This is a genomic window from Mesorhizobium sp. M4A.F.Ca.ET.090.04.2.1, assembly GCF_003999085.1.
In the GTDB taxonomy this organism is placed as follows: Bacteria; Pseudomonadota; Alphaproteobacteria; order Rhizobiales; family Rhizobiaceae; genus Mesorhizobium.
Genome location: NZ_RZOT01000455.1, coordinates 1 through 5,037, shown reverse-complemented (window position 1 = coordinate 5,037; position 5,037 = coordinate 1). Strand labels below are relative to the sequence as shown.

The window sequence follows — 5,037 nt, the reverse complement described above, 5'->3', positions numbered from 1 at the left end:
GACCGCTCCTCAGGGCCCACAGGAAGCCAGTCAGTCCAAGCGCACCGAGGAACAGCGCCACCGGGATGAGGTAGACGAGCGTCGTCATGAGGGTCGAACCAGCAGGCCGGGGGGTGCGCGCCGATCTTGCGGAGCGCTTTCAGCCGATGAACTTTTCGCTGAGCCTTGCAGTCGCAGGGCGTTTCCGATCACAAGCAGCGACGAGGCGGACATCGCGACCGCTGCGATGAGCGGCGTCACATGCCCAGATATGGCGATCGGCACCGCAAACGCGTTGTAGACGATCGCAATTGCGATGTTCTGCCCGATCAGTCGGCCCGCCTTGCGGGAAATGTCCAATGCCAAAGGCACAGCCAGGAGGCTTTCGCGCAGGAAGACGAAGTCGGCGGCATTGCGACCGACATCGGCCGCGGTCGCCGGGGCCATCGAGACATGCGCCGCACCAAGCGCGGGCGTGTCGTTCAGCCCATCGCCCACCATCAGAACCTTGTGGCCCTGCCTCGACAGAGCCCCGATCCGCTCGACCTTGCCGGACGGAAGCAGCGCCGGAACGTAGCTGTCGATATCCAGCGCCTTGGCGACTTCGGCACAGGCATTGGCGGTGTCGCCGGACAGCATCTCGACGGATACGCCGGCATCCTGCAACTTTGCGAGCGCTGCCTTGGCATCGGAGCGCGCCGCATCCTCGAACGCGAAGGCGGCGACGATCGTCCCGTTCTTCGAAAGCACCGTCCCGCCATAGCCGCCATATTTACCTTCGCCGCCGGTCCGTGCCTTCCATCCAGCCCATCCGCGCCGGCCGAGACGCCAGGTGTTGCCCTCTGTGCTGGCCTCGATACCAAAGCCTGGGTGCTCACCGACGGATCCGAGACTGGGTTGACCGGAAAAGCCCGCGAAACCGGCTATGGCCTTCGAGAACGGATGGCGCGAATGCGCGGCGATGTCTGCCGCGATCGCCAGCATGGTCGGGTCGATGGACGGCGCGTTGACCAGCCTTGGCTGGCCGAGCGTGAGCGTCCCGGTCTTGTCGAACAGTGCGGTATCGATCGCCGCCAGCCGTTCCATGGCCGAACCATCCTTGACCATGACACCGGCTTCGAACAGGCGTCGCGCCGCGACCACCTGCACGATCGGCACGGCGAGGCCGAGCGCGCATGGGCAAGTGATGATAAGAACGGCAATTGCGATCGTCATTGCCAGGTGCCAGTCGCCGGACGCGACCATCCAGCCCAGGAACGTCAGCAAGGCCGCGAGGTGGACCACAGGTGCGTAGAGGGCAGAGACCCGGTCGGCGATCCTGCGATACTGGGAGCGGCCACCTTCTGCGGCTTCCATGAGCCGGACCATTTCGGCCAGGAAGGAATCCTTCGCGGCGGCCGTCGCCTGCATTTTCAGCGGACCGGTGAGATTGAGCGTGCCGGCCTGAACCTGCGCCCCCAGGCCCACGGTGCGGGGCGTGCTTTCCCCGGATACCAGCGAGCAATCGAGATCCGAGTTTCCGCTGAGGATGTTGCCATCGACCGGAATTCGCTCTCCGGCGGCGATGAGCAACTCCATGCCGGGTTCGATCTCGCCGACCGGCAGGTAGTCGCGGATGCCATCGCCACGCAGCACTACGGCGCCGCGCGCTGCGAGCCGTGCCAGTCCGTTCACCGCGGTCCGTGCCCGCTCCCGCATCACATGATCCAGTGTGCGGCCGATCAACAGGAAGAACAGCAGCGACACCGACGCGTCGAAATAGGCGTGGTCGCCGTGGTTGATCGTCTCGTAGAGGCTCATAGCGTAGGCCAGCGAGACGCCGACAGCGATCGGCACATCCATGTTCATGCGTCCATGACGCAGCGCATTCCAGGCCGAGCGGAAATAGATGCCGCCGGCGAAGGCGAGCGCGGGGATGGCGATCAGTGCAGACACCCAATGAAACAGATCGCGCGTCGGCCCCTCGGCGCCGGACCAGACGGACACCGAAAGCAGCATGATGTTGCCCGCCGCAAAGCCGGCGACCGCGACGGCGCGGATCAGTTCCGAGAGCGTCTTGTCCTGGCCGTCAGCCTCCGGATCGAACAGGTGCGCATCGTAGCCCAGCCGCCCAAGCGTGGCGACGATTGGCGGAACCTCGTCACCGTGCCACCGCACCGAAACGCGCTTTGTCGACAGATTGACGCGCGAGCTCTCGATACGCCCGAGCTTTCCAAGCGCTGTCTCGATCGTCTGAATGCAGGCTGCGCAGTGAACCGCCGGTACCGAGAGATCCGTTTGGCGCAGGTCCCCGCCAAGCGAGCGGCTAGCCAACCGCATTTCCTGGCTTGACGGCAGGGCGGCTGCGCTCTCGTTCAGAGCCAACGCCATTTCAGCGCCCGGTGCACAACAGCTCATTGCAGCGCTCCATGGGAGATCATGATTCTACGGACGTCGCGATAGGGTTCCGCGAGACCGGCATCGGCATCGACTTCGACGATCCAGACGCCATCTCTCGGCGTGTGCTGCGCTGCAAATTCTTGGCCCGTGGAGGCCAGAATGATGGACTTGTCCTCTGCCTCGTAGGCGGGGTGGCGAAACAAAACCTTCACCGCGTGCAGGGGAACGGGTTTGCCTGCGGCATCGCTGAGGCCGTAGCGGACCTCACCCCATGCGATCGTCAGTTTGCCGGTCCAGCCGAGCGCCGCCCGCGCGCGCCCTTCCTCGGCCTTTCGGTTAAACTGCTGGCTCGCCACATAGGTGTTTTCGACAACGAGCCCGGTCCAACTCTTGCTGGCCAGCGTCGCCATGGTCAGGTTGACGCCAATGACCACGCCGAAGAAGCCGAGAATAATGAACAGCATATGCCGGCCGGTGAATTCGCGGGATTTCTGCGAATGGGCGCTCATCTGGCGGGCTCCGGTGCATTGAACGTGGCCGTGTATTCGGCGGATTCGAGGCCGGCCTTGTCCTCGATCAGGAACTTGAAGCTCTGCGCGGCGCCGCCGATCTGGTCGGCTGGCTGGCGGACGAAGACCTTCAGCGTCTTCAGCCGGTCGGGATCGGCCAGGGTGGCGAAAGAGCGGGCGGGGGGAAGCTCAATGCCGACCGCGCTCATCTCGGCGCCCGGCAGGCCTTGCAATGTGACGACGATCGTCCTCGGCTCGGGGATCATGTTGAGCAGCTTGACGGTGTAGCCGTTGCGGATCGAGCCGTCCGAGAGCGTCACGAATTGCGGATTGCGGTCGTGCAGGACGTTGAGCTCCAGGCGCTCGCGGGTCAGCAGCGAATAGAGCAGCGCGAGCCCGACCGCCGACCATGCGCCCAGATAGATGAAGGTGCGCGGACGGAAGATCTTGCGAATGTGGAAATGCGCCAACTTTTCCGAAAAGGCGCCGTCGGCAGTTCGCACCAGCGAGGGATCCACCGGGCGTGACCCCCCCGCAGTGGCCACAGCCATGTTGGCATTGTAGTCGGACAATGTCGCATAGGAGATCAGTCCGCGCTGCCTGCCGAGCTTGTCCATCACGCTGTCGCAGGCATCGATGCAGAGCGCGCAGGTGATGCATTCGAGCTGCTGACCGTCCCGAATGTCGATACCCATCGGGCAGACAGCGACACAGGCATTGCAGTCGACGCAATCGCCAACTGGCTGTCCGGCGGCAAGGGCTTTCTTGGCATGGCGCGAGCGGGGCTCGCCGCGCCAGTCATTGTAAGTCACAGTGAGCGAATTCTCGTCCAGCATGGCGGCCTGGATGCGCGGCCATGGGCACATGTAGGTACAGACCTGTTCGCGCATCAGCCCGCCGAATGTGTAGGTGGTCGCCGTCAGCACGAGGATGGTCACATAGGCGACCGGCGCGGCCGTGCCATGGAAAACCTCACCGGCCAGTGTCGGCGCATCGGCGAAATAGAAGATCCAGGCGCCGCCGGTTGCTGCCGCTATCACCAGCCAGATGGCGTGCTTCGATGCACGCAGCACCAGCTTGCGTGCCGTCCATGGGCCGGCGTCAAGCTTCATGCGGGCGTTGCGATCGCCTTCGATCGCCCGCTCCACCACCAGGAACAGGTCGACCCATACGGTCTGCGGGCAGGTATAGCCGCACCAAGCGCGGCCGACCGTGGATGTAATCAGGAAGAGGCCGATGCCGGCCATCATCAGAAGTCCAGCGACGTAGTAGAATTCCTGCGGCCATATCTCGATGAAGAAGAAGTAGAAGCGGCGGTTGGCGAGATCGAGCAGCACTGCCTGATCGGGCGCGAACGCGCCGCGATCCCACCGCAGCCATGGCGTCAGGTAGTAGATGCCCAGCGTGATCGCCATCACCAGCCATTTGAAGCGGCGAAAGCTGCCTGAAGCGCGTTTCGGGAAGATCTTCCTGCGCGGGGCATAAAGCGGCTGCCGGACCCTGGCGGAGTTGACCGCCTCTGCCTCCAGCCGTTCCACCTGCGTCTGATCCAGCACCTTCATCTCCATTTGCGCACGACCGATAATCCCGCCCGAGCAACTCTTGCCGCCGGACGGGCTTCGCCGCGTTGATGCAGGTCAATCTTCACATGACGGAATGAAACGAGGCCCGGCGCTGGCCGGGCCTCTACGCTTTGGCGGCCGAGGGCCGAGAATAGGCCCCGCCTCCTATTCTCCGCCGCCAAGCGAATGGACGTAGACCGCAAGCTCCTTGACCTTGGTCTCGCCGAGACGTCCGATCCAGGCTGGCATGACGCCATGTTTCGGCACGCGGACCTGGGCCGCGATGGCCATCTCGCCCGATCCGTAGAGCCAGATCGCATCGGTCAGGTCGGGCGCCCCGAACTCCCTGTTGCCCTTCGCATTAGCGTCATGGCAGGCGACGCAATTTTCCGCGAACACCTTGGCGCCGGGCTCGATCAGGCCTTTGTCCTGGACCGGACCGGAAAGGCTGGCGACATAGGCGCTGACCTGCTTGATCTGGTCGCCCGTGATGATGTCGCCAAAGGCAGGCATTTCCGATTGCCGCGTATCAGGATTGGAGGCGAAGCGGATGCCGTGCATGATTGTCTGCTCGAGCTGCTCGGCATTGCCGCCCCACAACCAGTCGT

The 5,037-nt window shown here is 64.0% G+C and carries 5 protein-coding genes; all 5 read right to left on the bottom strand.

Annotation, left to right across the window (positions count from 1 at the left end; translation table 11 throughout):
• Nucleotides 1-88 (bottom strand): cbb3-type cytochrome oxidase assembly protein CcoS (ccoS, locus tag EN781_RS25475; protein WP_127400443.1); only part of this gene is annotated, 88 nt, incomplete at its 3' end.
• Nucleotides 85-2,376: a cation-translocating P-type ATPase gene (locus EN781_RS25470; protein ID WP_126058905.1), complete on the bottom strand. Its 2,292-nt coding sequence runs from the start codon at nucleotides 2,374-2,376 to the stop codon at nucleotides 85-87. The genes EN781_RS25470 and ccoS, both read right to left, overlap by 4 nt.
• Nucleotides 2,373-2,867: a FixH family protein gene (locus tag EN781_RS25465; RefSeq protein ID WP_126058906.1), complete on the bottom strand. Its 495-nt coding sequence runs from the start codon at nucleotides 2,865-2,867 to the stop codon at nucleotides 2,373-2,375. Before EN781_RS25465 ends, EN781_RS25470 begins: the two co-directional genes overlap by 4 nt.
• Complete coding sequence (gene ccoG / locus EN781_RS25460; RefSeq protein ID WP_189347844.1) at nucleotides 2,864-4,423, bottom strand: cytochrome c oxidase accessory protein CcoG; 1,560 nt, start codon at nucleotides 4,421-4,423, stop codon at nucleotides 2,864-2,866. Before ccoG ends, EN781_RS25465 begins: the two co-directional genes overlap by 4 nt.
• Nucleotides 4,424-4,594: 171 nt before the next feature.
• Nucleotides 4,595-5,037 (bottom strand): c-type cytochrome (locus EN781_RS25455; protein ID WP_127400441.1); only part of this gene is annotated, 443 nt, incomplete at its 5' end.